This window comes from Bradyrhizobium sp. 153 (assembly GCF_023073835.1).
Classification (GTDB): Bacteria; Pseudomonadota; Alphaproteobacteria; order Rhizobiales; family Xanthobacteraceae; genus Bradyrhizobium.
Genome location: NZ_JADPKH010000154.1, coordinates 163518 through 186146, shown reverse-complemented (window position 1 = coordinate 186146; position 22629 = coordinate 163518). Strand labels below are relative to the sequence as shown.

Here is a 22629-nt window from a genome sequence, read left to right as displayed (position 1 = left end):
CTCGCTAAAAACTACGACGCCGCCCGCGACGCATCGGCGGACAGCCGCCCAAGGAGCGAGCGCGCCGTATCCGATGCCGACAGCGAATCCACGCTGACCACGGGATCGCTGCGCATCTCGTGCTTGCCGTTCGCGGTGTGCCGCATCACCGCCGACAGACGACGCGCGATCATATGCGCGGTGCGGAAGTCGGTCTCCGCGAACACCACGATCACCGAACCGTCCTTCTGCGCCGCGCCAAAATCCATCTGCCGCATCAGGCGGCTGAGGATCCGCGCGGCATCGAGCTGGGCACGGGGATTATTGGGATCGAAGGCGAAGCGGGCAACAGAGAGGCCGCCGCCGCGGGCCAAGGTCTGTTCGACCGCCTTGGCAAAATCTCGGGCGAAGGCTTCCACGGTGAGTAGGCCGCTGCGTGGATCGATCCAGCCGCCGGCGTCGATCGAGCGCAGCGTGCGGCTCAGCTGTGCTTCCATCGCATGCTGGCGGATCAGTGGCAGTGCATTGGCAGCGACCCTCACCGGCTCGCCGGAGATCAGTTCGAGATTGGGCAGATCGTAACTTTGCGCGAGCTGGTGTGCGGTGACGACGACGGGCAGGCTACGGAAGCGGGTGTCCTCGGCGAGCACCGTCAGGAAGGCATCGGTGACGCGCGCCGTAAAGCCTTCGGCGAGCACGACGCCATCGAGGTCGCGGGTGTTGAGATGCTTGGCGGCGGCTTCGATCGAGAGCGCGCCGATGACGCCGATGCGTTCGCCGAGCGCGACCGACAGCGCAGGATAGGCCGCGCCGCGGCCGATCAGGAGCACGGTGGCATCGCGTGCGGGATCGGCCGCCGGCAACGGGACCGTCGCTTCCGGCAGCCGGCGCAGCACGGTGGCGTGAAGGGTGCGCACACGCAGCGCGGCGCGGAGCCGCGCGATCAGGCGGTCGGGATTGGCGCCGCGTGAGGCGAAGGGCAGGGCGTTGTGCGGCAGCGTGCCCGCGGCATCCATGGCTACGAAGGGAAGGTAGGGTGACTGGCTCGCAATCTTCTTCGCGAGCGGAGCCATGTGCGGCTCGTGTCCGGCATGCATCGCCGCGAGAACGGCGGCCGGCTGCACCTGCTCGACCGCGCGTGCGACGCTGGCCCAGTCGGTGTCGACCACGGGAAAGAGCCGGGCCTCGTCCAGCGCCGCAATGAAGGGCGGCCGTTCGGCATTGGACACAAACAGGATCGGGCCCGCCTGGGACATTGCAAACTCTGATCACGCGACAGATGCCGCACAATCTAGTTTGGCTGCCTTAATGCAGCGTCAACGGAACGGCTGAAACTGATCCTAGACCTGCCCCGAGCGGTCGCGAAAAGCCTCGACCATCAGGGGGTTGAGCCCGAGCTCGCTGAGCGCGTCGCGGGCGCGGGCGTTGTCGTGGGCCCGGCCTGCCAGCCGATGGCCGGAGAGGCGGTCGGGCAGGGCGGTGAGCAGGGCACCCTGACCGAGGCGGCGAGCCCATTCTTGGAGATCGTTGGAGAGGAAGCGGTAGCCGCCGACGGCCATGATGCCGGAGGGCGGCGCGGTGATGCAGATTGCGCCGCTCGGACGGTCGAGCCGCGCGGCATAGCCGGTATCGACATAGTCGCGCGGCGGCTGCGCGACCAGCGTGTCGCCGACCGGCTGCGGCGGCGCGTAGGCTGCGATCGGCACCATCGGCCCGCGCAGGCCGAGCGTGCCCTTCGGGGTCAGCAGGATCTCGCCCGCGATGGAGGAGCCGGACTGCTCGCGCGGGGCGCCGTGCGGCCCCGGCATCACCGCGACAGGCATGCCGTCCTCGCCGCGGCGGGCGCCGAACAGGCCAGCCTCGCCGAACAGATAGACATCCGTCAGCCGCGCATGCGGCGCTATCCAGGCATCGCTTGCGGCGACCTGCTCGGGCGCGCGCCAGAGGCCGATGACGTTGCGCAAGGTCGGCATCCGCGCGGCGAGATCGGAATCGCCGAGGCGTAGCGCGAGCTGGGCAGGCGCGATCAGCACCTCGCATTCGTGCTGGTTGATCTGCTGCTCCAGCACCTCGCTCTCGAAGGGATGATGCAGCGCCAGCGTGCCGCCCGAGAGCAGCCAGACCGCCAGCGAAGAGGCTAGCCCCGCGAACGACATCGGCGCGAACGCCGCCATCACGGTCGCGCCCTGCTTGACGTCGGCCTCGAGCGACATCGCGAGGCCACCGGCGATCAGGCTGAAATGCGGCCGCGGCACCGGGCGAAAACCTTCCGCGGTGACGTCGAAAGAGATCATCGCCGCCTTGCGGCCGTCCTGGATCACGGTGCGCGTGCTGCCGGGCGGGCGGGCCAGCACGTCGTCGAGCGAAGCCATGCCCTCGGGCAGATCGGTGCCGAAGCCGCAGACGTGACGGATCGAGAATGCTTCTGCCGCTGCTTGCATCGCCAGGTCGGCATAGCTGACGCCATCGACCGTGCTCATGGTGACGATGGCGCGCGCCGCGGTGCGGTTGAGCGCGGCGGTCAGTTCCGCATGCCGCCACAGCAGCGGCAGCACGGCGACGACGAGGCCCGCGCGGTGGGCGGCGAGCACCGTCAGCACGAATTCGACCGTGTTGGGCAGCTGGATCGCGATGACGGTATTGGCCGGCAGGCCGGATTCGACGAAATGCGCCGACAGCGCCTCGATCGCCGTATCGGCCTCGGCGTAGCTCATCCGCCGCGGCTGGTGCCCGGTCACGTGCGTCTTGTTGAGGGGATCGAGCAGAGCCGGCGCGTGCGGCTGCCGGGTCAGCGTGCGCTGAAACAGCGTGTCGAGCGTCGGCGATATTGCTGGCTGGTTCACGGCGTCACTTTGCTTGATGAGCTTCCGGCTGCCCCTTCGACCACCAGGTCTCCGGCAGATAGCCGGACAGCGAAGTGGCCTTGGGCCGTTCTATCCGATTCCAGCGCGCGATCCATTGCTCGGATACGTTAAACAAGGGGATTGTGTAGAAGCCCGCGACCAAGGAGCGGTCGAGCGCGCGCACCGCCGAGACGAAATCCGCATGTTCACGGGCCTCCAGCAGAGCGGCTATCATGGCATCGACGGCGGGATCCCTGGCGCCCATGTAGTTGCGGGTCCCCGGATTGTCGGCGGCAGCGCTGCCCCAATAGAAATACTGCTCGTTGCCGGGGGACAGCGACTGGTCCCAGCGGTTCTGGATCATGTCGAACTCGTAAGCGAGTCGGCGCTGATCGAACTGCACGGGATCGACCGAGCGCACGGTCGGCTCGATGCCGGCGCGCTTGAGGTCGCGCTGGAAGGAGAGCGCGATGCGCTCCTGGTCGCGGGTTGTGACCATGATCTCGAAGGTGAAGGGCGCCTTGGTCGCGCGGTTGCGCAGCACGGTTCCGTCGAGATCGTAGCCGGCCTCCGACAACAGTTTCAGCGCGGCGCGCAGTGTCGCGCGGTCGCGACCCGAGCCGTCGGTGACCGGCAGGCGGTAGCTGCCGTCCATGATGTCGGGCGGGATCCCGGCGGCGAAGGGATTCAGCAGCTCACGCTCACGCGCATCCGCAGGCCGGCCGTAGGCCGATAGTTCCGAGCCGGCGAAATAGCCGGCGACGCGCGAATAGAGGCCGAAGAAATAATTGCGGTTGACCAACTCGAAATCGAACAGCAGCGTCAGCGCCTTGCGCACGCGGATGTCGGCGAAGATCGGTCGGCGGGTGTTGAATACCAGGAATTCGGAAGGCTGCGGCACCCCCGGCTTGACGGTATCGCGGATCACTTCACCGCTTCGTGCAGCGGGAAAATCATAGCCGTCGTGCCAGCGCAGCGGCTCGTGCTCGACACGGAAATCATAGAGGCCGCGCTTGAAGGCCTCGAACTGGCCGTTGGCCTCGCGAAAATAGTCGAGCCTGATCTCGTCGAAATTGTAGAACCCGCGATTGATCGGCAAATCACGGCCCCAATAGTCGGGATTGCGGGTCAGCGTCACGCTGGCGCCGGGCCTCACCGCCGTGACGCGATAGGGGCCCGAGCCGATCGGGCCCGTCAGCGTTGTCTCCTCGAAGCTGGCGAGGTCCACCGCATGCTTGGGCAGGATTGGCATCAGGCCGAGGATCAGTGGCAACTCGCGGTCATTGGCGCCAGAGAGGTCGAAGCGGACGGTGAGGGGGTCGGGCGCCTCGGCCTTTGCGACCTTGGCGTAATATTGCCGGTGATTGGGACGGCCGTGGTCGCGCAGGAGCTGCCAGGAGAAGAGCACGTCTTCAGCCAGCACGGGTTTGCCGTCGGAGAAGTGGGCGCGCGGATCGAGGTGGAACGTGACAAAGGTCCTGTCGTCGTTGGTTTCGACGGTCCTGGCGAGCAGGCCATAAAGCGTGAACGGCTCGTCCTGGCCGCGCGCGAGCAGGCTCTCGACCAGGTAGCTCCGCACCTGCTGCACGGCCAACCCCTTCACGATGAAAGGATTGAGGCTGTCGAAGGTGCCGAGAACGCCCCACGTCATGCGTCCGCCTTTGGGGGCATCCGGATTGACGTAGGGCATGTGGGTGAAATCGGCAGGTATCGCCGGCTTGCCGTGCATGGCAATGGCATGGGCTTCCTCGGCACACGCGCCGCCTGCCGACAATCCGACGGAGAGGGCCAAAACGAGGGCCGGGGCGAGACGGCAAAGGCGGAGTCCGGGGCCCTCGAAGAGGCGCTGGAACATGAACATCGGCACACGTTGATTCGAGGACCGGCAGGCCTGAATCCTATCACAGGGAATTTCCCCTGGGCGCAGCTGTGGGTGTGGCCAAAGATGGCTGTCGGCATTGATCTTTTCGTCGGCCACGTTAAGAAGGCGGTCAATCGCGCAAGAGCGCCGAGCCCGTCACTTATCCGCCTCAATTGACGGGAAGAGAGCCGCGCCCAAGGCGGCCAGGTTCGGCGCTTCGGAGCGGTTCGGGCACTTCCCGTTCAGAAAGGGTTTTCCGCAATGAATTTCCGTTACTTGGCCGCGTCCGTCCGGCCGCGCGGGCGACTTCTCGCCCTGTTGACGGCGACGGCGTTGGCCGTTCCGTTTGCCGCTGAGGCCCAAGCTCCCGCACCAGCTCCTGGCGCGCCCGCGCCCAAGGCGACTCCGGCCCCGAAAGCGGCGCCGAAGGCTGCCCCCAAGGCTCCGGCGCCGGCGGCCTCACCGCAGGCCCAGCAGGCTCCGGCGCAGGGCGGCCAGCAGCAGGGCGCAGCCCAGCCGGCCGATCAGCAGATCCAGCTGATCTATGCCCCCTGGACCAAGTTCTGCCTGAAGGGCCAGGACGCCAACGCCAAGCAGGTCTGCTTCACCGGCAAGGACGGCCGCATCGAGTCGGGCCAGCCGGTCATCGCCGCCGTGATCATCGAGCCCGAAGGCGAACCCAAGAAGATTCTGCGTGTGACGCTGCCGCTCGGCATGCAGCTCGTGCACGGCACCCGCATCATCGTGGACAGCAACGCGCCGCTGCAGCAGCCCTACGTGATCTGCTTCCAGAACGGCTGCATGTCCGATTACGAGGCCACGCCCGAGCTCATCAACAGCATGAAGAAGGGCCAGAACCTCGTTGTCCAGGCGATCAATGCCAACGGCGCGCCGCTGACCCTGCCGCTGCCGCTCGCCGGCGAATTCCAGAAGGCCTATGACGGTCCGCCGACCGACCCGAAGGTGTTCGAGGAAACCCAGAAGAAGCTTCAGGAAGAGCTTCAGAAGAAGGCGGAGGAGCAGCGCAAGAAGCTCGAGCAGCAGGGCATGCCTCCCGGCACAGCTGCGGCTGGTCAGAAGTAATCGGGACCACATCCCAAACACGAAAAAGGCGCTCGGTTTGAGCGCCTTTTTTGCGGGCCGCTTGCTGGCGGCGAATTTCAGTTCAGCGACGGATTGCGCGGGCGATAGCCGCCGGCTTTGTCCTTGATGAAGATCTCGGCAACCTGTGAATGCCGGACCGGCTCGCCGGAATCGTCGGGCAACAGATTCTGCTCCGAGACATAGGCGACGTATTCCGATTCCGCGTTCTCCGCGAGCAGGTGATAGAACGGCTGGTCCTTGTGGGGCCGCACCTCCTCGGGAATCGAGAGCCACCACTCCTCGGTGTTGTTGAATTCCGGATCGATGTCGAAGATCACGCCCCGGAACGAGAAGATCCGGTGGCGCACGACCTGTCCGATCTGGAATTTGGCGGTCCGCGCTTTAATCATCCCCCGTCGATAGACCAGGATTGTGGCCGATGCTAGTGGCGTCACCGGAATTAACCTTCGCGTCAGGGACGGGTAGCCCCCAAGTCTTCAGAAAACACTTCATCAATGCTCAATATCCTCAATCTGGCTCTGCCTTATTTCGGCTTGATCTTCGTCGGATTCGCGTGCGGCAAGGCCAAGTCCCTGCCGGAATCGGGCCTCGCCTGGATGAACTTCTTCCTGCTTTACGTCTCGCTGCCAGCGCTGCTGTTCGCGATCATGTCGAAGACGCCGTTTGCGGAGCTGAATAATCCACCGTTCCTGATCGCGACCACGCTGGCGACGGTTGCGGCGTTCACGCTCGCGCTGGTCGCCGGCAAGGTTCTCGGCCGGCTGACGCTGCGCGAGGCGACGCTTGCGGGCCTCTCCGGCGGCTACGGCAATATCGGTTATATGGGGCCGGGCCTGGCGCTCGCAGTGCTTGGGCCGAAGGCATCGGCGCCAACCGCGCTGATCTTCTGCTGCGACAGCATCTTCCTGTTCACGATCGTGCCGCTCTTGATCGAGTTGTCCGACCGCGACCATCCCTCGCTCGTCCACGCCTTCGGCGTCGTGCTGAAGCAGATCGTGCTCAACCCGCTGATCATGTCGGCCTGTTTTGGTGCAGCGGTTGCAGCGCTGCATATCGAGCTGCCGGTTGCGCTCGACCGCACCATCACCTTCCTCCAGAACGCAGCTGCGCCGACCGCGCTGTTCGTGCTCGGCGTGACCGTGGCGCTGCGCCCATTCGACCGCGTGCCTTGGGAGGTGCCGGGCGTGATCGCGGTCAAGCTCCTGATCCATCCGCTCACGGCATTCGGCCTGATGCTGGCGTTCGGTCCGTTTGCGCAGCCCTGGGCCGCGACCGCTGTACTGATGGCTTCACTGCCACCGGCCCTGAACGTGTTCGTGATCGCTCGGCAGAACGATGCCTGGATCGAATCCGCCTCCGTTGCGGTACTGCTCGGCACCTTCGCATCGGTGGTCACGCTGACCAGCGTGATGTGGGCGATCCAGAGCGGCCGGCTGGCGCTCCCGTGAGGCGGCTTACCTTCGCCATGTCGGCGCCAGGCCCTCGCGCATCGCAAAGCGACGGAGCGGGCCGATGGCGCCGAGCAGGCGCATGCCAACGGCGCGGACCGGCTGCAGCGGCAGGAAATCGTTGAGCAGGGAGCGGTTGGCGATGTCGATCGCAAAGGTCCGGCTCAAGACGTCCGGACGCCGCGCCCGGTCGTAGCGCTTGAGCACGTCGCTCGCGCCCGGATCCCGGCCCGCTGCGAGGGCCTCGCCCGCGACCCGGGCGATGTCGGCGGCATCGCGCAGGCCGAGATTAAGGCCCTGGGCGCCGATCGGGGGAACCACATGGGCCGCTTCTCCGACGAGCGCGATACGGTCACGGCCGAAGGATCTTGGACGCTCGATCGCCAGCGGGAACAGGTTGCGGCCGGGCTCGACCGTCATGCGTCCCAGAATCGAATGCGACTGCTTCTCGATCGCGGCGGACAACTCCTCGTCGCTCAGGCCGCGAAGCCGCTCGGCCTCCGCCGGCGCCGCGACCCAGACGATGCTGGAGCGATCGCCGGGCAGGGGCACGAACACGCAAGGACCGTGCGGCGTGTGGAACTCGGTCGAGACATTGCGATGCGGCCGTGCATGGCAGACGTTGAAGGTCAGTGCGGTTTGCGTCAGCTCGCGCCGCATCACCGCGATGCCGGCAGCCTCGCGGCATAGCGAATGCCGACCATCGGCGCCGACCACGAGCCGGGCCGAGAGGAATTGTGCCGCGGCCGTGCGAATGGCGACCGCGTCGGCTTCGATCAAGACGCTTTCCGCCTCGTCGTCGCAACGGACGAGGTGGGGGAGTTCGGCCGCGCGTTCTTCGAGCGCCAGCATCAGCGAACGATTGTCGATGTTGTAGCCGAACGCGTCGAGACCGATTTCGTGACAGGAGAAGCGGACCTCCGGGGCACGGAAAAGCCGGCCGGTGTCGTCGACGAGGCGCATCACCTCGAGCGCGGCCGCCTTTTCCTTGCAGTGCGACCAGACGCCGAGGCTCTCCAGAAGATCGACGGAGGCCCCCAACAGTGCGGTGGTGCGGTTGTCTGCATAGGGCACGCGGCGCGCCACCAGCGCGGTCCGCGCACCCGCCTGCGCCAACGCGATCGCCGCTGCAAGTCCTGCCGGTCCGCCGCCGATCACGGCGGCGTCATGGAGTGTCGATGCGTCTGTCATGGAAGGACAATTGACACGCCCCGCGGCAAATTCAAGCCCGCTGATTTTGCCTGATTTTATGACGAATTGTGCAACGGCGCGCCGCAATGGCGGATGTGCAAATCGGTCTCATTCTGGTAGCAGAAGCCATGGACAGCCAAGAGGATTCCCTGAAGCCCAGCCCCGCGATCCGCGCCGCGGCGTTCTCGGTCCACATCTTCACCGCGTTCGGTGCGGCGATCGCGCTGCTGGCGATGCTGGAGGCCGTGCGCGAGCACTGGGCAGCGATGTTTCAGTGGCTGGGCGTTGCCCTGATCATCGACGCGATCGACGGTCCGATCGCGCGCCGGCTCGACGTCAAGAAGGTGCAGCCGAACTGGTCGGGTGACGTGCTCGATCTCGTGGTCGACTTCGTCACCTATGTCTTCGTGCCGGCTTACGCGATCGTGGCCAGCGGGCTGTTGCTGCCGGTCGCAGCTCCCTTGCTCGGCGTCGCCATCATCGTCACCAGCGCATTATATTTCGCCGATCTGCGCATGAAGGCGGACGACAATCATTTCCGCGGCTTCCCGGCACTGTGGAATGCGGCGGCGTTCTATTTGTTCCTGCTGCACTGGCCGCCGCTCTGGTCGACGTTGCTGGTCGCCGTGCTCGTGGTGCTGACCTTCGTGCCGTTTCACGTGCTGCATCCGGTCCGCGTCGTGCGGCTGCGCTGGCTGACGATGTCGTTGATCGCTATCTGGGCGCTGCTCGGCCTCTATGTGCTGCAGATGGATTTCCGCGTCGGCACCGGCGTGACAATAGTGCTTTGTGCCATCGCGCTCTGGATCAGCTTCAGCGATGCCCTGATACGACTGGTGAGATCCTTCGCATGATCGATCTCCTCACCAGTCCCGAAGCCTGGGCTGCGCTGCTGACATTGACGGCGCTCGAGATCGTGCTCGGCATCGACAACGTCATCTTCCTGTCGGTGATCGTCTCGCGCATTCCGGAGAAGCAGGCGCATCGCGCCCGCCAGATCGGGCTGGCGCTGGCGCTGCTGTTCCGCATCGTCCTGCTCAGCCTCCTGGTCTGGCTGATCGGGCTGACCGCGCCGGTGTTCGCCGTCAAGGGTTACGACTTCTCCTGGCGCGATCTCATCCTGATCGCCGGCGGCCTGTTCCTGATCGCCAAGGCGACGCACGAGATTCACGGCGAGGTCGAAGCCGATGACGGCGAGGGCGACGAGAAGTCCGCCGGCAACGCCTTCTTCTGGGTGATCGTCCAGATCGTGATCATCGATGTCGTGTTCTCGCTGGACTCGATCATCACCGCGATCGGCATGGCGCAGGACATCGAGATCATGATCGCGGCCGTCGTGATCGCCTGCCTGATCATGTACATTTCGTCGGGGCCGGTGTCGCGATTCGTCGCGGAGCATCCGACCACCAAGATGCTGGCGCTGGCATTCCTGGTGCTGATCGGCGTCGCGCTGGTCGCGGACGGATTCCAATTCCACATTCCGCGCGGCTACATCTATTTTGCGATTGCGTTCTCGGCGGCGGTCGAATTCTTCAACGTGCTGGCCAAGCGCAACCGCAGGAAAGCCGGCACGCCGTCCGTCTAGCCGTTCCTAACTGGGTCGAGTTGACAAGGCGGGCGCGATGCCGTTCGCTGAGCCGCGAGAAGAGGAGGTCAGGTGATGACCAAAGCCGTCCGTGTGCACAAGGTCGGAGGCCCCGAAGCCCTGGTCTATGAGAGCGTCGACGTGCCGGCGCCCGGGCCCGGCGAGGTGCGCATCCGCCAGCACGCGGTCGGCCTGAACTTCATCGACGTCTATTACCGTACCGGCCTCTACAAGGCGCCGGGATTGCCTTTCATCGCCGGCAACGAGGCCTCGGGTGAGGTCGTCGCGGTGGGACCGGGCGTCACCAATTTCCATCCCGGCGACCGCGTGGCCTATTATCACAATCTCGGCGCCTATACCGGCGAGCGCAACATCCCCTGGGAGAAGCTGGTCAAGCTGCCCGACCACATCACCCACGAGCAGGGCGCCGTGCTGATGCTGAAGGGGCTCACGGTCTGGTATCTCCTGCACAAGACCTTCAAGGTCGAGCCGCATCATCGCGTGCTGATCCACGCAGCCGCCGGCGGCATCGGCTTGCTTGCCTGCCAATGGGCGAGGGCGCTCGGGGCCCACGTCATCGGCACGGTGGGTTCGCGCGAGAAGGCCGAGCTTGCGGAGGCCAATGGCTGCGACCACGTTATCCTCTACAACGAGGAAGACTTCGTCGCGCGCGTCAAGCAGATCAGCCGCAACGAGGGTTGCGACGTGGTCTATGACGGCGTCGGCAAAGCGACCTTCCCGGGCTCGCTGTCCTGCCTGAAGCCGCGCGGCATGTTCGTCTCGTTCGGCAATGCCTCCGGTCCCGTGCCGCCGTTCTCGATCGCCGAGCTCAACAATCACGGCTCGCTGTTTGCGACGCGGCCGAAGCTCAACGACTATGTCGGCAAGCGCTCGGAATTGCTGGAAGGCGCCGACACGCTGTTCGCCGCCGTCATCAATGGCAAGCTGCACGTGCCGATCAACCACGCCTACGCGCTCAAGGACGCCGCGAAGGCGCATATCGAGCTGGAAAGCCGCAGGACGACGGGCGCGTCGATCTTGAAGCCGTAGTTTCTTCCGTCATCACCTGCTCCGGGGTCCCGGACAAGCTGCAGCGCGCAAGCGCTGCGGCGTAGATGCGCACCATGCAGAGAGATGGGGCCCCGGCTCTGCAGCGCATCGCCGAAGGGGCGCTGCGCTGCGTCCGGGGCACGAGACGTGTCTTACGCCACCCGCCGTGCCGCGCCGGCCTTGGTCAGAATCGCGTCGAGACAATCGATCATCTCGGCGATCTCAGCCCGCGTGACGTTCAGCGCCGGCATGAAGCGCAGCGTGTCGACCTGCGGCGCGTTCAGGAGCACGCCGGCCTCGAACGCCTGCGCGACGATCCCCGGCGCGATCGGCAGCTTGAGGTCGAGCGCCAGCAGCAAGCCTCGGCCCCGCACGCCGCCAAGCCCGTGCCGGGCCGAGACTTTCTGCAGCTCGCTTTCGAGCAGCAGCCCGGTCTCGATGACCGACTTCAAAAAGTTCGGCTTGCTGACCGCTTCCAGCACCGCAAGCCCCGCCGCGCACATGATCGGGTTGCCATTGAACGTGCCGCCCTGATCGCCATGCGCGAAGCAGGAGGCGCGTTCGGCCGCAAGCAGGGCGGCGAGCGGCACGCCGCCGCCGATACCTTTGCCGAGCGTCATGATGTCGGGCGAGATCCCGGTGTGCTCGTGGTGGAAAAGTTTTCCGGTCCGGCCCATGCCGGTCTGGATCTCGTCGAAGATCAGCAGAAGACCGTGCGACTCGGTGAGCGCGCGCAGCTCTTGCAGGAACTGATCACTCGCCGGCCACACGCCGGACTCGCCCTGGATCGGCTCGAGCATCACAGCGACGGTGTTGTCGTTGATCAGCTTCTCGACGGAGGCAATGTCGTTGAGCTTGGCCTTCTTGAAGCCAGCGACTTTTGGCTCGAACAGCGGCTCGAACGCCTTCTTGCCCGAGGCCGACATCGTCGCCAGCGTCCTTCCGTGGAAGCTGCCTTCGAAGCTGATGATCTCGAACGCACCGCCCTTGTGGAGGCTGCCGTATTTTCGCGCCAGCTTGATGGCGCCCTCGTTGGCTTCCGCGCCTGAATTGGCGAAGAACACCTGGTCGAAAGCGCTGCCTTCGACCAGAGCCTGGGCGAGCCTGAGGCTCGGCTCATTGTAGAAGGCCGGGCTGGGCGTCAGCAGCCGCTTGGCCTGCGCGGCGAGCGCATCGACGATCGCAGGCGGCGAATGGCCGAGGCAGTTCACGGCCCAGCCCTGCACGAAATCGAGATAGCGCTTGCGGCTGTCGTCCCAGAGATAGGAGCCGGCGCCCCGGACGAACACGGCCTTGGGTCGTGCCGTGATGTCCATCAGCGCGTCATACGGATGGGTGGCGGTGGTCATGTCGAACTCCTCTGGAGGCGGATGGAAAAGACGCGCGAAAGCAAGAAGGCCGCACTTTGCGGGTGCGGCCTTCTCGAAAACTCTGCTGAATTCAGGCGATCAGCGGCGTCGTCGGACATGGCGCAACCCATCATCGTCGCGGGTGCGACGACGGAAAGCTGCGCGGCGGTGGGTCCGAGAGTTGATCATGGGGCGCGTCCGTACAGCCGAACGGCTGGACTTGTCAAGCAGACGTTCTAAAAAAACACGCGCCTGGCGTGTATCGGTCAGGTACGAAGCGCGGCTTCCTCGCTGCTTCCGGACGCAGGTCAAGTTTTGACGAGCCGTCAGAATCCCGCGACGCTGCCGTACAGATCGTATGCGTCGGCGCGCTCGATCTTGGCGGTGACGATCTCGCCGACGCGCAAGGGGCGGCGGCTGGAGAGATAGACGGCGCCGTCGATCTCGGGCGCATCCGCCTTGGAGCGGCCCTTTGCCACCGTCGGGCCGACCTCGTCGATGATGATCTGCTGGCGTGTGCCGACCTTGCGCTTCAGCCGCCGTGCCGAGATCTTCTGTTGGCGGGCCATCAGCGCATTGTAGCGCTCCTGCTTGATCTCTTCCGGGACCGGGTTCTCGATCGCATTCGACGTGGCGCCCGCGACCGGCTCGTATTTGAAGCAGCCGACGCGGTCGATCTCCGCTTCATCCAGCCAGTCGAGCAGATAGGCGAAGTCGGCATCGGTCTCGCCGGGGAAGCCGACGATGAAGGTGGAGCGCAAGGCGAGATCGGGACATTCCTCACGCCAGCGCTTGATGCGCGCCAGCGTCTTGTCCTGCGCCGCCGGGCGCTTCATCGCCTTCAGCACCTCGGGGCTCGCGTGCTGGAACGGGATGTCGAGATAGGGCAGCACCTTGCCCTCGTTCATCAGCGCGATGACATCATCGACATGCGGGTAGGGGTAGACATATTGCAGCCGGACCCATGCTCCGAGCTCGCCGAGCTCGCGCGCGAGATCGAGGAATTTGGCACGGACCTGGCGATCCTTCCACGGGCTCTCGGCGTATTTGAGATCGATGCCGTAAGCGGACGTGTCCTGCGAGATCACCAGCAGCTCCTTGACGCCGGCGCCGACCAGGCGCTCGGCCTCGCGCAGCACGTCGTTGGCGGGGCGCGAGACGAGATCGCCGCGCAGCTTCGGGATGATGCAGAAGGTGCAGCGGTTGTTGCAGCCTTCGGAGATCTTCAAATAGGCATAGTGCCGCGGCGTCAGCTTGATGCCTTGTGGCGGCACCAGGTCGAGATGCGGATTATGGGCCGGCGGCAGCGCGCGATGCACGGCGTCGAGCACGCTCTCATATTGCTGCGGGCCGGTGATGGAGAGCACGCCCGGATAGGCCTGCTCGATCTGCTCGGGTTCCGCGCCCATGCAGCCTGTTACGATCACCTTGCCGTTCTCGGCCATGGCCTCGCCGATCGCCGAGAGCGATTCCTGCTTGGCGCTGTCGAGGAATCCGCAGGTGTTGACGATGACGATGTCGGCCCCGTCATGCTTGCGGGCGAGCTCGTAACCCTCGGCGCGCAGGCGCGTGATGATGCGCTCGGAATCCACCAATGCCTTGGGACACCCGAGCGACACGAAGCTGACCTTGGGCGCAGCCGTCTGATCCATATCTGAACTGCCTGATTGACCGGCCTGAGCTAGTCCCAATTGCCCACAATTACAACCCTTTGCAGGGCGTTCCGGCGTGCTATGGATGAATCACTGGTGGTGAGTGAGCTATGAGCGCCGAACAGTCGCCCAAAATCGTGATCGTCGATGAAAGCCCGATCCGGGCTGCGATCCTGGAGGAAGGATTGCGGGAGGCCGGATTCACGCAGGTCGTCCATATCCGCGAGATGCAGAGCCTGCTTGCCCGTATTTATGCGGTCGACCCCGACATCATCCTGATCGATCTGGAGAACCCCAGTCGCGACGTGCTGGAGGCGATGTTCCAGGTCAGCCGCGCCGTGAAGCGGCCGATCGCGATGTTCGTCGACCAGAGCGATTCCGCCTCGATCCAAGCCTCGGTCGAGGCGGGGGTATCCGCCTACATCGTCGACGGGCTGAAGAAGGAGCGCATCAAGCCGATCCTCGACCTCTGCGTGTCTCGCTTCAACGCTTTCGCCAAGCTCCAGGAGGAGCTGGAACGCACCAAGTCGCAGCTCGAGGACCGCAAGATCATCGAACGCGCCAAGGGCATCCTGATGAAGGTGAAGGGCCTCACCGAAGACGAAGCCTATGTGCTGCTGCGCTCCACCGCGATGCGCGAGAAGAAGAAAATCGGCGAGATCGCGCAGTCGATCATCACCGCGTCGGAGATGCTGAAATGACCGCGCCCCTTCGCATCGGGTTCATTCCGCTGGTTGATGCCGCCGCCCTGATCGTCGCCGTCGACAAGGGCTTTGCCGCTGCCGAAGGGCTCGAGGTCGAGCTGGTGCGCGAGGTGTCCTGGTCCAACGTCCGCGACAAGCTCAATATCGGCCTGTTCGACGCCGCGCATCTGCTCGCGCCCGTCGCGATCGCGTCCTCGCTCGGGCTCGGCCACGTCAAGGTGCCGATCGCCGCGCCCTTCAATCTCGGCATCAACGGCAACGCGATCACGGTGTCGCCGGCGCTCCACGCCGCGCTGATGGAGGAGATCGACGGCGACCGCTTCGATCCGCTTGTCACCGCCAAGGCGCTGGCGAAGGTGGTCGCCAAGCGCCGCAAGGCCGGGGCCGATCCACTGACCTTCGGCATGACCTTCCCGTTCTCGACCCACAATTACCAATTGCGGTTCTGGATGGCGGCGGCCGGCGTCGATCCCGATGAGGACGTGCGCCTTGTCGTGCTGCCGCCGCCCTACATGGTCGACAGTCTCAAGAGCGGGCACGTCGACGCATTCTGCGTCGGTGCGCCCTGGAACTCGATCGCGGTCGATCTCGGCATCGGCCATATCCTGCATTTCGTCTCCGACATTTTGGTGCGCGCGGCGGAGAAGGTCCTGGCCGTCCGCCAGGTCTGGGCCGACAAGAATCCGGACGTGGTCGCCAGCCTCGTGCGCGCGGCGGTGAAGGCGGCCGAGTTCATCGAGCATCCGGAAAACCGGATCGAAGCGGCGCGGATACTGGCGCAACCCGAGCGGATCGGCGTCGATGCCGAAGTCATCCAGCGCACCCTCACGGGACGTCTGAAGATTTCGCCGGACGGGACGTTCCGCGAGAGCGGCCGCTATCTGCTGGTTGGGCGCGAGGAGGCTGGGCGCCCCGATCCGGTTCAGGCCGCCTGGCTCTATGCGCAAATGGTACGTTGGGGGCAGGCGGCGTTGAGCCCGGACGGCGCCAAGACGGCGATGGCGGTGTTCAGGTCCGACCTCTACGATGCCGCCCTCGGCCGCCGCCCGCCCGACGAAGCCCCGGCGGCATTTGGGGCCTTCGCCGGGCCGGCGTTCGATGCTGACAACATCCTGCAACATCTAGAGGCCTTCGACGTGGGGCGTTGGAAGGCCTGATCGTCTCTGCATAATTTTAAGGCAATCCATCTCATCGACTAAATTTTGAGCTGACTGCTCGAATTTCATGAGGTGATCCGCGACCGGAATGTTCCGGAGCTGCTGCTAAGTGATTGAATTCTCAATTTTTCTTATTTCGTCGAAGCTGGCACGCAACTTGAATGTTGCACTGCGGCCAGCTTGTCACAGGTGCCTGCTGAGCCGAAACCCGCAGCAACGAAGCTGATCGGACCGCTGGGTCACGAGGCCGGCTCTTGGAGCCAGCCGAGATACCTCGCGGGTCGTGCCAATTTCCGTCGATACCACCTCGGTGGCCGCAGGAGCTTCGTTACCGACCATGAAAATCGATACGCTCGCAGTCGACTTTACCGACGAGCAGAAACGCTATCTCGAAGGCTTCACGACCGGTCTGCAGATCAGCCGCGTCGGTCGCGGTCTCGGCGGCGGCGCCGCCAAGGCGAGCGCCGAGCCCACCGGTCCCGATGCCGTGCACATCAAGGCGCAGGACAAGGTGATCGCGTCGGGCAAGAAGCTCGCCGACCAGGAGAAGTTCAAGCGCGAGGAGCATCCTTTCGATGCTTATTCGCGCTTGCGTCAGCAGGCGCTCGACAACGCGCCGCCGAGCCCGGCGGACAATTTCCGCTGGCGCTATTACGGCATCTTCTATGTCGCGCCGACGCAGGATTCCTACATGAGCCGCCTGCGGATTCCCAACGGCATCATGAAGCACTGGCAGCTGTCCGGCCTTGCCGATCTCGCCGACGAACTCTGCGGCCCCTACAGCCACGTCACCACGCGCGCGAATCTCCAGCTTCGTGAGATTCCGCCGAAGAACGCCGTGAAGCTGATCGAGGGCATCCAGGACCTCGGCCTGTGCTCGCGCGGCTCCGGCGCCGACAACATCCGCAACGTGACGGGAACGCCGACGGCGGGCATCGATCCGCAGGAGCTGATCGACACGCAGCCTTATGCGCGCGAGTGGCACTATCACATCCTCAATGACCGCTCGCTCTACGGCTTGCCGCGCAAGTTCAACGTCGCCTTCGATGGTGCCGGCAGGATCGCGGTACTCGAGGAGACCAATGACATCGCATTCACCGCGTACGAGGTGAAGGACGGTTTCGGCGTCGAGCCCGGAGTCTGGTTCCGTCTCGGTCTCGGCGGCATCACCGGCCACAAGGATTTCGCCAAATATTCCGGCATCATCGTCAAGCCGGAGCAGGCGACCGCGGTCGCCGACGCAATCGTGCGCGTGTTCATCGACCATGGTGACCGCACCAACCGCAACAAGGCGCGTCTGAAATACGTGCTCGACAGCATGGGCCATGACGGCTTCCTCAAGCTGGTCGAGGAGCGATTGAAGACACCGTTCACGCGCGTGCCCGGAGAGGCCTTTGCGCCTCGGCCGGCCGCGGACCGCATGGCGCATGTCGGCGTGCACAAGCAGAAGCAGGACGGTCTCAACTGGATCGGCGTGTCGCTGACACTCGGCAAGCTCACCTGCGATCAGATGCGCGGCCTTGCCAAGATCGCACGGGATCTCGGCGACGGCGAGATCCGCCTCACGGTCTGGCAGAACCTTCTGATCTCGGGCGTGCGCAACGAGAATGTCGAGCTTGCCATCGCGGCGATCAAGCAGATCGGGCTCGCGGTCGAGGCCTCGCATATCCGCGCCGGCCTGATCGCCTGCACCGGCAATGCGGGCTGCCGCTTCGCCGCGGCGAACACCAAGCGCCATGCCGAAGAGATCGGTGACTGGTGCGAGCCGCGCGTTCCGATGGACAAGCCGGTCAACATCCATGTCACCGGCTGTCACCATTCCTGCGCGCAGCACTACATCAGCGACATCGGTCTGATCGGGGCGCGCGTGCCTGTCAACGAGGAGGACACGGTCGAGGGCTATCACCTTTTCACCGGCGGCGGGTTCGGCCCTGACGCGGACGTCGGGCAGGAGGTCTATCACGACCTCAAGGCCGAGGATGCGCCGAAGACGGTCGAAGGACTGCTCAAGGCCTATATCGCCCATCGTTCGTCTCCCGATGAAACCTTCCTGTCCTTTGCGCGCCGCCATGACGGCGAAACGCTGCGCAAGCTCGCCGATGCACAGGTGTCCGCATGAACCAGATCACGCCTCCGCCGAAACTCGACATCATTCCCGCCAGCGCACCGTTCTCCGATGCGCAGCGTTCCTGGCTGAACGGCTTCTTTGCCGGACTGTTGTCGCCTGACGCCGCCGCGCCGCTGTCGGCGGAGCAGGGCGCCGCCGTCATGCAAGGCGCCGCCGGCGACGGCGACGACGGCGAAGCGCCGTGGCACGACCAGACCTTGCCGATTGCCGAGCGGATGAAACTCGCCGAGGGCCGTCCCCTGCGCCGCAAAATGATGGCGGCGATGGCGCAGCAGGATTGCGGCCAGTGCGGCTACAATTGCCACGATTATTCCGAGGCCATCGCGAGCCGCAGCGAAGCACGGCTCAACCTCTGCGTTCCCGGCGGCAAGGAAACCGCGCGAATGCTGAAGTCGCTGTACGAGGAGCTCGACAAGGCCCCGGCGGCCAAAGCGGCGGACAAGCCGGACACGGCCGCGCCAGCGGTGACCGTGACCATCGCAGAGCCGGGCCGCTCGCGCGACAACCCCGTGACCGCGACTTTCCTGTCGCGCCGTCTTCTCAACAAGGGAAAGTCGGAGAAGGAGACCTACCACATCGAGTTCGATCTCTCCGAGAGCAGGCTCGACTACGTCGTCGGCGACAGTTTTGGTGTGTTCGCGCGCAACGATGTCGGCCTCGTCGACCAGATCATCGCGCTGCTCGGCGCCTCCCACACCACCAAGGTCAACGGCAAGACGTTGCGCGAGGTGCTGATCGAGGACGTCTCGCTGTCGCCGGCGCCGGACACGCTGTTCGAGCTGATCTCCTTCATCACCGGCGGTGCGGCGCGCGAGAAGGCGCGGGCGCTGGCGCAGGGCGAGGATCCCGATGGCGATGCGGCGACGCTCGACGTCATGGCCGCGCTCCAGAAGTTTTCGGGCACGCGGCCGCATCCGGAGGCCTTCGTCGAGGCGCTGGAGCCGCTTCAGCCGCGGCTCTATTCGATCTCGTCCTCGCACAACGCGACGCCCGGAAAGCTATCGCTGACGGTCGATTCGGTGCGCTACGTTGTCGGCAAGCGCAAGCGCCTCGGCGTCGCCTCGACCTTCCTCGGCGAGCGTATCAACGAGGGCGAGAAGCTCAATGTCTATGTGCAGAAGGCACACGCCTTCGGCCTGCCGCAGGACCCGAAGACGCCAATCATCATGGTCGGCCCCGGCACCGGCATCGCGCCGTTCCGCGCCTTCCTGCTCGACCGCAAGGCTACCGGCGCGCCCGGCAAGAACTGGCTGTTCTTCGGGCACCAGCGCAGCGATTGCGACTTCTTCTACCAGGAGGAGCTCAACGCGATGAAGACCTCGGGTCTGCTCACGCGACTGTCGCTGGCCTGGTCGCGCGACGGTGAGAAGAAGTTTTACGTGCAGGACCGCATGCGCGAGGTCGGCCGTGAGGTGTGGACGTGGCTTGCCGAAGGCGCGCATCTCTACATCTGCGGCGATGCCAAGCGCATGGCCAAGGACGTCGAGCGCGCGCTGGTCGACATCGTCGCCCAGTTCGGCGCACGTTCGACCGACGAAGCCGTCAGTTTCGTCGCCGAGCTCAAGAAGACCGGCCGATTCCAGGCTGACGTTTATTAAAACGCGAGAACATCGGGATGAGTCGTCCGGTTGATCGGACGGCCTTCCCAGGGTTTGGCCTGGCCATCATCCCTTGCGAGCCGGTTCCGGCTGCCTCGGAATTTAACGAATGAGATTCTCGGAACCTTCGCTTGCGGAGAATATGCATCTGCAATGAGCCTCCTATGAAGAAGCTCATCGCTTTTTCTGTCGACGTCTTGCCGGCACCCCCGGTTGATCCATCATAATCCCGCAAATGGGGCACTGGAGATCGACCATGCGCGAATTATCGGCCGAGGCCAGACTGCACTTCTACGCGCGCTCGCTCTCGCGTCGGACCGGGACGAGCATGCATCATGTCGCGCTCTATAGCGCGTTCGCCGTCATCGCGGCGATCGTGTTCGGCACGTTGTCGGTGCATCCGTTCTGATCACGCCCCGCGCTTGAACGGCGCGACCTCGATCCCCGCATTCTTCAACGCCTGACGCACACCGCGCGCGATCTCGACGGCGCCAGGCGTATCGCCGTGGATGCAGACCGTGTCCGTGCGCATCTTGATCACCTTGCCGGTGACAGAGACCACCGCGCCGTCCTGCACCATGCGCACGACGCGATCGGCGATCGCCGTGGCATCGTGCAGCACCGCGCCGGGTTTCTTGCGCGAGACAAGATTGCCGTCGTCCTCATAGGCGCGGTCGGCGAACACCTCGTGCACCATCGGCAGATTGGCCGCTTCGCCGGCCTTCACCAGCTTCGAGTTCGCGAGCACGACGAAGATCAGGCTGGGATCGACCGCCTTGATGCCGGCGGCGATCGCCTTCGCCGTCATGTCGTCCTCGCAGGCGACGTTGGAAAGCGCGCCATGCGCCTTCACATGCGTCACCTTGTACCCGGCTGCGGTCGCGATCGCCTGCAACGCGCCGATCTGGTAGGCGACGAGGTTCTCGATCTCGGATGCCTTCAGCCCCGCGATCGGATGCCGGCCAAAGCCGTGCAGATCGCGGTAGCCGGGATGCGCGCCGACCGAGACGCCGCGCGCTTTCGCGAGCTCCACCGTGCGGCGCATGATGTCAGGGTCGCCGGCGTGGAAGCCGCAGGCGACGTTGACCGAGCTTGCCAGCTCGATCATCGCCGCGTCATTGCCCATCTCCCACGCGCCAAAACCTTCGCCGAGGTCGCAATTGAGATCGACTGTCTTCATGGGTGCTCTCCGCCTCTGGTCTTGTTGCCGTTCACGGTTCCGCGGCGACCTGCCACGTCCCGGCATCGACGGCGCTCACGGCATAGCCCGCAACGTTAGCATCGCTGAGCGCCTCGATGTTGAGCGAGGTGGTGTCGGCAGGGCGCAGGCGATCGGGCAGGCTGCGGATCAGTTGCGCGAACTTGCGCGCCTCGTCCTGCGCCTCGGCCATGCTGACCGCCTTGAAACGGAACGCGGTTCCCGCCGAAGTCTGCGCGAGCCGGCCGACATCGGCCGTGATGACGGTTGCGATCTTCGGATAACCGCCCGAGGTGCCGCGATCCATCATCAGCACGATTGGCGCGCCATTGCCGGGCACCTGGATGCTGCCATTGACGGTGCCGTCGGAGACGATGTTGTGGCCGTGCAGATGCTTGATGGCGGGGCCCTCGAGGCGGTAGCCCATCCGATCGGAGGTTGCCGAGATCTTCCACTCGCTGTCCAGGAACAGCGCCTTGTTGGCGTCGTCGAATTCGTCGTCCTGCGGGCCCAGCAGAACACGGATCGGGCCGCTCACGGGCTTCGGCAACTCGATCCGCAGCTCGCTCGCGCCGCTTGCGGCATCAATGTTGAATTCGTCGCCGGCCTGGAGCGGGCGCGGGTAGGGGCTGCCGAGGCCCGCGCGCGCATTCACGGCGAGGCTGCCGAACACCGGCTCGCCCTTGATGGCGCCCTCGATCGCGAGATAGGTGAAGGCGCCGCCGCGGGCAAAGCCCAGCGTCAGAGTCTCGCCATCCTTCAAGATCACCGATGTGTCCATGGCGATCGGATTTCCGGCGACGTCCGCATTGCGCGGCGCGCCCGATATCGCGATGCGCACGGCGCCATCACGTGCGGTGAAGGAGGCGCCGAACGGGCCGATCTCGACGGCGGCCGCAAACGGCCCGTTGCCGACAAGCGTGTTCGCCGCAGCAAGCGACAGCCGGTCCATCGCCCCGCTCACCGTCAGTCCATAGCGCTGCGCGCCGTGGCGGCCGCCATCCTGAACGGAGCTTGCGGGCCCGATGCTGGTGACGACGAGCCGGCTCATGCGACCACCTGGTCGGCGACGATTTCGCCGGCTTCAGCAGCGCGGTCCAATTCTTCGAACGTCTTGTGGTCGATGGCGTAAAACGTCACGCGATCACCGGGTTCGGTGAGGAAGGTCGGATTGCGGTGGAGCTGATAGGTCCGCACCGGCGTGCGGCCCAGAAGGTGCCAGCCGCTCGGGGCGGCCAGGCATTGGATTCCGGCCTGGACGCCGCCGATCGAGATCGTGCCGGCGGGCGTCAGCACGCGCGGATTCTGTCGCCGCGACATGTGGAGAAATTTATCCAGCCCGCTGAGATAGGACCAGCCCGGCGTAAAGCCGATCATGGCGACCTTGTAGTCGCCGGCGACGTGACGGGCGACGATGTCGTCGGGGGTGGTGTTGAGCGCCTTGGCGACATCCTCCAGGTCGATGCCGTGCTCGCCGCCATAGGCGACGGGAATGCGCCAGCGGCGAGCCTTGGTTGCCGGAGGCAGCTTCTGGCTCGCGAGCGCGAGCAGCTTCTCGCCGAGCGCGTCGAAACCGATCTTGCCGGGATCGTAGTGCACCAGCAGCGAGCGATAAGTCGGCACGGCCTCAGTGATGCCGTCGATCGGGCTTGCGACAAGCGCCTTGTCGAGCGCCAGCACGCGCTGGTTGGCATCATCGTCGATGGTGCGGCTGAACTCGACCGTGACGGCGCTGTCGCCACTGGGCAAAAGGCGGGGCGGGGGAAGCGTCGAGGCCATGAG

General features: G+C 65.2%; 20 protein-coding genes. 10 read left to right on the top strand and 10 right to left on the bottom strand.

Translation table 11 applies throughout. The annotated features are described in order from the left end of the window. Nucleotides 1-11: 11 nt before the first annotated feature. From IVA91_RS35775 to IVA91_RS35765, 3 genes are all read right to left on the bottom strand, one after another. Nucleotides 12-1235: a GGDEF domain-containing protein gene (locus tag IVA91_RS35775; RefSeq protein WP_247460712.1), complete on the bottom strand. Its 1224-nt coding sequence runs from the start codon at nt 1233-1235 to the stop codon at nt 12-14. 84 nt (nt 1236-1319) lie between these two features. Further along, nucleotides 1320-2822, bottom strand: coding sequence for a class I adenylate-forming enzyme family protein (locus IVA91_RS35770; protein WP_247275656.1), 1503 nt, complete (start codon nt 2820-2822; stop codon nt 1320-1322). 4 nt (nt 2823-2826) lie between these two features. Next, nucleotides 2827-4683: an extracellular solute-binding protein gene (locus IVA91_RS35765; RefSeq protein ID WP_247460724.1), complete on the bottom strand. Its 1857-nt coding sequence runs from the start codon at nt 4681-4683 to the stop codon at nt 2827-2829. A gap of 261 nt (nt 4684-4944) precedes the next feature. Between IVA91_RS35765 and IVA91_RS35760 the strand changes: the two genes are divergently transcribed. Next, entirely contained in the window at nt 4945-5766 is an 822-nt protein-coding gene (locus IVA91_RS35760; protein ID WP_247275655.1) for an invasion associated locus B family protein, read from the top strand. Nucleotides 5767-5843: 77 nt separating this feature from the next. Here IVA91_RS35760 and hspQ read toward each other — a convergent pair whose 3' ends face one another. Beyond that, nucleotides 5844-6176: a heat shock protein HspQ gene (gene hspQ / locus IVA91_RS35755; RefSeq protein WP_008564941.1), complete on the bottom strand. Its 333-nt coding sequence runs from the start codon at nt 6174-6176 to the stop codon at nt 5844-5846. Nucleotides 6177-6281: 105 nt separating this feature from the next. On the opposite strand from hspQ, the gene IVA91_RS35750 reads away from it, so the two are divergent. After that, nucleotides 6282-7235 carry an AEC family transporter gene (locus IVA91_RS35750; RefSeq protein ID WP_247275654.1) on the top strand — a complete coding sequence of 318 codons (954 nt, stop codon included), beginning with the start codon at nt 6282-6284 and terminating at the stop codon, nt 7233-7235. A gap of 6 nt (nt 7236-7241) precedes the next feature. Here the strand turns inward: IVA91_RS35750 and IVA91_RS35745 are convergent, their stop codons facing one another. Beyond that, nucleotides 7242-8426 (bottom strand): UbiH/UbiF family hydroxylase, encoded by a 1185-nt coding sequence (locus tag IVA91_RS35745; protein WP_247275653.1) that lies wholly within the window; start codon nt 8424-8426, stop codon nt 7242-7244. 86 nt (nt 8427-8512) lie between these two features. Between IVA91_RS35745 and pcsA the strand changes: the two genes are divergently transcribed. From pcsA to IVA91_RS35730, 3 genes are all read left to right on the top strand, one after another. After that, complete coding sequence (gene pcsA / locus IVA91_RS35740) at nt 8513-9280, top strand: phosphatidylcholine synthase (protein WP_247275652.1); 768 nt, start codon at nt 8513-8515, stop codon at nt 9278-9280. After that, complete coding sequence (locus IVA91_RS35735) at nt 9277-10011, top strand: TerC family protein (RefSeq protein WP_247275651.1); 735 nt, start codon at nt 9277-9279, stop codon at nt 10009-10011. The genes pcsA and IVA91_RS35735 overlap by 4 nt, the downstream gene beginning before the upstream one ends. Before the next feature lie 75 nt (nt 10012-10086). Continuing rightward, the gene (locus tag IVA91_RS35730) at nt 10087-11061 is read left to right on the top strand and encodes a quinone oxidoreductase (RefSeq protein ID WP_247275650.1); all 975 of its coding nucleotides are present in this window, start codon (nt 10087-10089) and stop codon (nt 11059-11061) included. A gap of 152 nt (nt 11062-11213) precedes the next feature. Here the strand turns inward: IVA91_RS35730 and IVA91_RS35725 are convergent, their stop codons facing one another. Both IVA91_RS35725 and rimO read right to left on the bottom strand, forming a co-directional pair. Continuing rightward, nucleotides 11214-12410, bottom strand: a complete 1197-nt coding sequence (locus IVA91_RS35725) for an acetylornithine transaminase (protein WP_247275649.1) — start codon at nt 12408-12410, stop codon at nt 11214-11216. A 326-nt stretch (nt 12411-12736) separates the two neighbouring features. After that, nucleotides 12737-14062, bottom strand: coding sequence for a 30S ribosomal protein S12 methylthiotransferase RimO (gene rimO, locus IVA91_RS35720; RefSeq protein ID WP_247275648.1), 1326 nt, complete (start codon nt 14060-14062; stop codon nt 12737-12739). A 110-nt stretch (nt 14063-14172) separates the two neighbouring features. Between rimO and IVA91_RS35715 the strand changes: the two genes are divergently transcribed. From IVA91_RS35715 to IVA91_RS35695, 5 genes are all read left to right on the top strand, one after another. After that, nucleotides 14173-14763, top strand: coding sequence for an ANTAR domain-containing protein (locus IVA91_RS35715; protein WP_008564898.1), 591 nt, complete (start codon nt 14173-14175; stop codon nt 14761-14763). Beyond that, nucleotides 14760-15923 carry a CmpA/NrtA family ABC transporter substrate-binding protein gene (locus IVA91_RS35710; protein WP_247275647.1) on the top strand — a complete coding sequence of 388 codons (1164 nt, stop codon included), beginning with the start codon at nt 14760-14762 and terminating at the stop codon, nt 15921-15923. Before IVA91_RS35715 ends, IVA91_RS35710 begins: the two co-directional genes overlap by 4 nt. 337 nt (nt 15924-16260) lie before the next feature. Beyond that, nucleotides 16261-18042 carry a NirA family protein gene (locus tag IVA91_RS35705; protein ID WP_247275646.1) on the top strand — a complete coding sequence of 594 codons (1782 nt, stop codon included), beginning with the start codon at nt 16261-16263 and terminating at the stop codon, nt 18040-18042. Continuing rightward, nucleotides 18039-19649, top strand: coding sequence for a sulfite reductase subunit alpha (locus IVA91_RS35700; RefSeq protein WP_247275645.1), 1611 nt, complete (start codon nt 18039-18041; stop codon nt 19647-19649). The genes IVA91_RS35705 and IVA91_RS35700 overlap by 4 nt, the downstream gene beginning before the upstream one ends. Nucleotides 19650-19905: 256 nt before the next feature. Next, nucleotides 19906-20058: a hypothetical protein gene (locus IVA91_RS35695; protein ID WP_212025333.1), complete on the top strand. Its 153-nt coding sequence runs from the start codon at nt 19906-19908 to the stop codon at nt 20056-20058. Here the strand turns inward: IVA91_RS35695 and IVA91_RS35690 are convergent, their stop codons facing one another. Genes IVA91_RS35690 through pxpB form a run of 3 tightly spaced genes read right to left on the bottom strand, consistent with a single transcriptional unit; the run spans nt 20059 to nt 22626 of the window. Further along, nucleotides 20059-20829 carry a 5-oxoprolinase subunit PxpA gene (locus tag IVA91_RS35690; RefSeq protein WP_247275644.1) on the bottom strand — a complete coding sequence of 257 codons (771 nt, stop codon included), beginning with the start codon at nt 20827-20829 and terminating at the stop codon, nt 20059-20061. Nucleotides 20830-20860: 31 nt separating this feature from the next. Next, on the bottom strand, nt 20861-21898 hold the full coding sequence (locus IVA91_RS35685; protein WP_247275643.1) for a biotin-dependent carboxyltransferase family protein: 1038 nt from the start codon (nt 21896-21898) through the stop codon (nt 20861-20863). After that, nucleotides 21895-22626, bottom strand: coding sequence for a 5-oxoprolinase subunit PxpB (gene pxpB / locus IVA91_RS35680; RefSeq protein ID WP_247275642.1), 732 nt, complete (start codon nt 22624-22626; stop codon nt 21895-21897). The genes IVA91_RS35685 and pxpB overlap by 4 nt, the downstream gene beginning before the upstream one ends. Nucleotides 22627-22629: the final 3 nt, after the last annotated feature.

Coding starts and splice junctions, on each gene's coding strand:
- IVA91_RS35775 (WP_247460712.1), bottom strand. CDS start 1,235: ATGTCCCAGGCGGGCCCGATCCTGTTTGTGTCCAATGCCGAACGGCCG.
- IVA91_RS35765 (WP_247460724.1), bottom strand. CDS start 4,683: ATGTTCATGTTCCAGCGCCTCTTCGAGGGCCCCGGACTCCGCCTTTGC.
- IVA91_RS35760 (WP_247275655.1), top strand. CDS start 4,945: ATGAATTTCCGTTACTTGGCCGCGTCCGTCCGGCCGCGCGGGCGACTT.
- hspQ (WP_008564941.1), bottom strand. CDS start 6,176: ATGATTAAAGCGCGGACCGCCAAATTCCAGATCGGACAGGTCGTGCGC.
- IVA91_RS35750 (WP_247275654.1), top strand. CDS start 6,282: ATGCTCAATATCCTCAATCTGGCTCTGCCTTATTTCGGCTTGATCTTC.
- IVA91_RS35745 (WP_247275653.1), bottom strand. CDS start 8,426: ATGACAGACGCATCGACACTCCATGACGCCGCCGTGATCGGCGGCGGA.
- pcsA (WP_247275652.1), top strand. CDS start 8,513: ATGGCGGATGTGCAAATCGGTCTCATTCTGGTAGCAGAAGCCATGGAC.
- IVA91_RS35735 (WP_247275651.1), top strand. CDS start 9,277: ATGATCGATCTCCTCACCAGTCCCGAAGCCTGGGCTGCGCTGCTGACA.
- IVA91_RS35730 (WP_247275650.1), top strand. CDS start 10,087: ATGACCAAAGCCGTCCGTGTGCACAAGGTCGGAGGCCCCGAAGCCCTG.
- IVA91_RS35725 (WP_247275649.1), bottom strand. CDS start 12,410: ATGACCACCGCCACCCATCCGTATGACGCGCTGATGGACATCACGGCA.
- rimO (WP_247275648.1), bottom strand. CDS start 14,062: ATGGATCAGACGGCTGCGCCCAAGGTCAGCTTCGTGTCGCTCGGGTGT.
- IVA91_RS35715 (WP_008564898.1), top strand. CDS start 14,173: ATGAGCGCCGAACAGTCGCCCAAAATCGTGATCGTCGATGAAAGCCCG.
- IVA91_RS35710 (WP_247275647.1), top strand. CDS start 14,760: ATGACCGCGCCCCTTCGCATCGGGTTCATTCCGCTGGTTGATGCCGCC.
- IVA91_RS35705 (WP_247275646.1), top strand. CDS start 16,261: ATGAAAATCGATACGCTCGCAGTCGACTTTACCGACGAGCAGAAACGC.
- IVA91_RS35700 (WP_247275645.1), top strand. CDS start 18,039: ATGAACCAGATCACGCCTCCGCCGAAACTCGACATCATTCCCGCCAGC.
- IVA91_RS35695 (WP_212025333.1), top strand. CDS start 19,906: ATGCGCGAATTATCGGCCGAGGCCAGACTGCACTTCTACGCGCGCTCG.
- IVA91_RS35690 (WP_247275644.1), bottom strand. CDS start 20,829: ATGAAGACAGTCGATCTCAATTGCGACCTCGGCGAAGGTTTTGGCGCG.
- IVA91_RS35685 (WP_247275643.1), bottom strand. CDS start 21,898: ATGAGCCGGCTCGTCGTCACCAGCATCGGGCCCGCAAGCTCCGTTCAG.
- pxpB (WP_247275642.1), bottom strand. CDS start 22,626: ATGGCCTCGACGCTTCCCCCGCCCCGCCTTTTGCCCAGTGGCGACAGC.